Genomic DNA, 3,145 nt, shown 5'->3' with positions numbered 1-3,145 from the left:
GGTTCTGCTGGCCCTGATCTGGGGTTACCTCCACCACTTCTGTGCCGGCATCCGTTTCCTGCTGCTCGACGTGCACGTCGGCGTGACCAAGCCGGCCTCGGCCAAGTCCGCTGTCGCCGTGATGGTCATCAGCCTGTTGCTCACCGCGATTTTCGGCCTGAAGCTGTTCGGCCTGTTTTGAGGAGAGTCAAGGTGGCAAAGAATAATATCGGTCCCAAGCGTCTTGTCGTCGGTGCGCACTACGGTCTGAAAGACTGGCTCGCGCAGCGCGTCACCGCTGTCATCATGGTGGTCTTCACCGTCGTGCTGGCAGTCGCCTTCCTGCTCTCGAACGGCGCTTCCTACGAAGCGTGGGCAGGTCTCTTCTCCAACCAGTGGATGAAGATCATCACGTTCCTCACCATCCTGTCGCTGCTGTTCCACGCCTGGATCGGCGTACGCGACATCTGGATGGACTATGTGAAGCCGATGGCCGTGCGCCTCGTGCTGCAAGTTCTTACGATTCTGTGGCTCGTCGGTTGCGCGGGCTACGCAGCTCAGATTCTCTGGAGGGTGTAATAAATGGTCGCAGTCAAGACAGGATTGCCGCGTCGTCGCTTTGACGTGGTCATCGTCGGGGCGGGCGGCGCCGGGATGCGCGCATCCCTCCAGCTCGCGGAAGCCGGCCTGAACGTGGCCGTGCTCTCCAAGGTGTTTCCCACGCGCTCGCACACGGTAGCGGCGCAGGGCGGCATCGGTGCCTCGCTCGGCAACATGAGCGAGGACAATTGGCACTATCACTTCTACGACACCATCAAGGGTTCCGATTGGCTGGGCGACCAGGACGCGATCGAATTCATGTGCCGTGAAGCGCCCAAGGTGGTCTACGAGCTCGAACACTTCGGCATGCCGTTCGACCGCAACCCCGACGGCACCATCTACCAGCGCCCGTTCGGCGGCCACACCTCGAACTACGGCGAGAAGCCGGTCCAGCGCGCYTGCGCCGCGGCCGACCGTACCGGCCACGCGCTGCTGCACACGCTGTACCAGCGCAACGTGCGCGCCAAGACGCATTTCTTCGTCGAATGGATGGCGCTGGACCTGATCCGCGACGCCGACGGCGACGTGCTGGGCGTGACCGCGCTGGAAATGGAAACCGGCGAGGTCTACATCCTCGAGGCCAAGACCACGCTGTTCGCCACCGGCGGCGCCGGCCGCATCTACGCCGCGTCGACCAAYGCCTTCATCAACACCGGTGACGGCCTGGGCATGGCRGCGCGCGCAGGCGTGCCGCTGGAAGACATGGAGTTCTGGCAGTTCCACCCGACCGGCGTGGCCGGCGCGGGCGTGCTGATCACCGAAGGCGTRCGCGGCGAAGGCGGTATCCTGCGCAACAAGGACGGCGAGCGCTTCATGGAGCGCTACGCGCCGACGCTGAAGGACCTGGCGCCGCGCGACTTCGTCTCGCGCTCGATGGACCAGGAAATCAAGGAAGGCCGTGGCTGCGGCCCGAACGGCGACTACGTGCTGCTGGACCTCACCCACGTCGGTGCGGACACCATCATGAAGCGCCTGCCGTCGATCCGCGAAATCGGCATGAAGTTCGCCAACGTGGATGCGATCAAGGAACCGATTCCCGTCGTCCCGACCATCCATTACCAGATGGGCGGTATCCCGACCAATATCCATGGTCAGGTCGTGGCGCCGAAGAACGGCAACCCCAACGATGTCGTGAACGGTTTCTACGCGATCGGCGAATGCTCSTGCGTGTCGGTGCACGGCGCCAACCGCCTGGGCACCAACTCGCTGCTSGACCTGGTGGTGTTCGGCCGCGCGGCCGGCAACCACATTGCCGCGACCGCGATCAAGCAGAAAGAGCACAAGCCGCTGCCGGCCGATGCTGCYGACCGCGCCATGTCGCGCCTGGCCAAGCTGGARTCGTCGTCGTCGGGCGAGTACACCCAGGACGTGGCCAACGACATCCGCAAGAACATGCAGTCGCATGCGGGCGTGTTCCGTACGCAGAAGCTGATGGACGAAGGCGTCGAACGCATCCTGGAAGTGACCGAGCGTGCTGCCAACATCCACCTGAAGGACAAGTCCAAGGTCTTCAACACCGCACTGGTGGAAGCCCTGGAAGTGGCCAACCTGGTGGAAGTGGCCAAGGCAACCATGATCTCGGCGGCTGCCCGCAAGGAATCGCGYGGCGCGCACGCGCACAGCGATTTCCCGAACCGCGACGACCAGAACTGGCTCAAGCACACGCTGTTCTACAGCGAAGGCAATCGCCTCGACTACAAGCCGGTGAAGATGGAACCGCTGACGGTGGAAAGCGTTCCGCCCAAGGCMCGGACCTTCTAAGCACCGCGTCGAAGAGCTAAACAGGACCCACAGAAATGAAGCGTATTTTCGAAGTCTACCGCTACGATCCGGACAAGGATGCAGCTCCCCGCATGCAGACCTACGAGGTCGAGCTGGACGGTCACGAGCGCATGCTGCTCGACGCGCTGGTCAAGCTGAAGAAGCTGGACGAGACCATCTCGTTCCGCCGCTCCTGCCGCGAAGGCGTGTGCGGTTCGGACGCGATGAACATCAACGGCAAGAACGGCCTGGCGTGCCTGACCAATATGCGCGAGCTGCCGGACCGCATCGTGCTGCGCCCGCTGCCCGGCCTGCCGGTCGTGCGCGACCTGATCGTCGACATGACGCAGTTCTTCAAGCAGTACAACTCGATCAAGCCGTACCTCATCAACGACGAGCCGCCGCCCGAGAAGGAGCGCCTGCAGTCGCCCGAGGAACGTGACGAGCTCGACGGGCTGTATGAGTGCATCCTGTGCGCGAGCTGCTCGACGTCCTGCCCGTCGTTCTGGTGGAACCCGGACAAGTTCGTCGGCCCGGCCGGCCTGCTGCAAGCCTACCGCTTCATCGCGGACAGCCGCGACCAGGCCACCAGCCAGCGCCTGGACGACCTGAACGACCCGTACCGCCTGTTCCGTTGCCACAGCATCATGAACTGCGTCGACGTCTGCCCGAAGGGGCTGAATCCGACCAAGGCCATCGGCAAGATCAAGGAGCTGATGGTTCGCCGCACTGCGTCGACGTCTGCCCGAAGGGGCTGAATCCGACCAAGGCCATCGGCAAGATCAAGGAGCTGATGGTTCGCCGC

At 63.5% G+C, this 3,145-nt stretch carries 4 protein-coding genes; all 4 read left to right on the top strand.

Features of this window, described 5'->3' with window-relative positions:
- Positions 1-181 (top strand): succinate dehydrogenase, cytochrome b556 subunit (locus AC1DK4_RS40450; RefSeq protein ID WP_477132256.1); only part of this gene is annotated, 181 nt, incomplete at its 5' end.
- 11 nt (positions 182-192) lie between these two features.
- Complete coding sequence (gene sdhD / locus AC1DK4_RS40445) at positions 193-558, top strand: succinate dehydrogenase, hydrophobic membrane anchor protein (RefSeq protein WP_477132255.1); 366 nt, start codon at positions 193-195, stop codon at positions 556-558.
- Between the two features lie 3 nt (positions 559-561).
- Positions 562-2,340 carry a succinate dehydrogenase flavoprotein subunit gene (gene sdhA, locus AC1DK4_RS40440; RefSeq protein ID WP_441624475.1) on the top strand — a complete coding sequence of 593 codons (1,779 nt, stop codon included), beginning with the start codon at positions 562-564 and terminating at the stop codon, positions 2,338-2,340.
- Between the two features lie 35 nt (positions 2,341-2,375).
- Positions 2,376-3,098, top strand: coding sequence for a succinate dehydrogenase iron-sulfur subunit (locus AC1DK4_RS40435; protein ID WP_477132254.1), 723 nt, complete (start codon positions 2,376-2,378; stop codon positions 3,096-3,098).
- The last annotated feature ends 47 nt before the right edge of the window (positions 3,099-3,145 follow it).

It is taken from the genome of Cupriavidus sp. 05N38 (assembly GCF_056397345.1).
The sequence above is the reverse complement of the archived record's forward strand: the minus strand, read 5'-3'. Positions and strand labels throughout refer to the sequence as shown.

Bases quoted from the DNA above. Each gene is read 5' to 3' on its own strand.
- AC1DK4_RS40435 (WP_477132254.1), top strand. From the start codon at position 2,376: ATGAAGCGTATTTTCGAAGTCTACCGCTACGATCCGGACAAGGATGCA.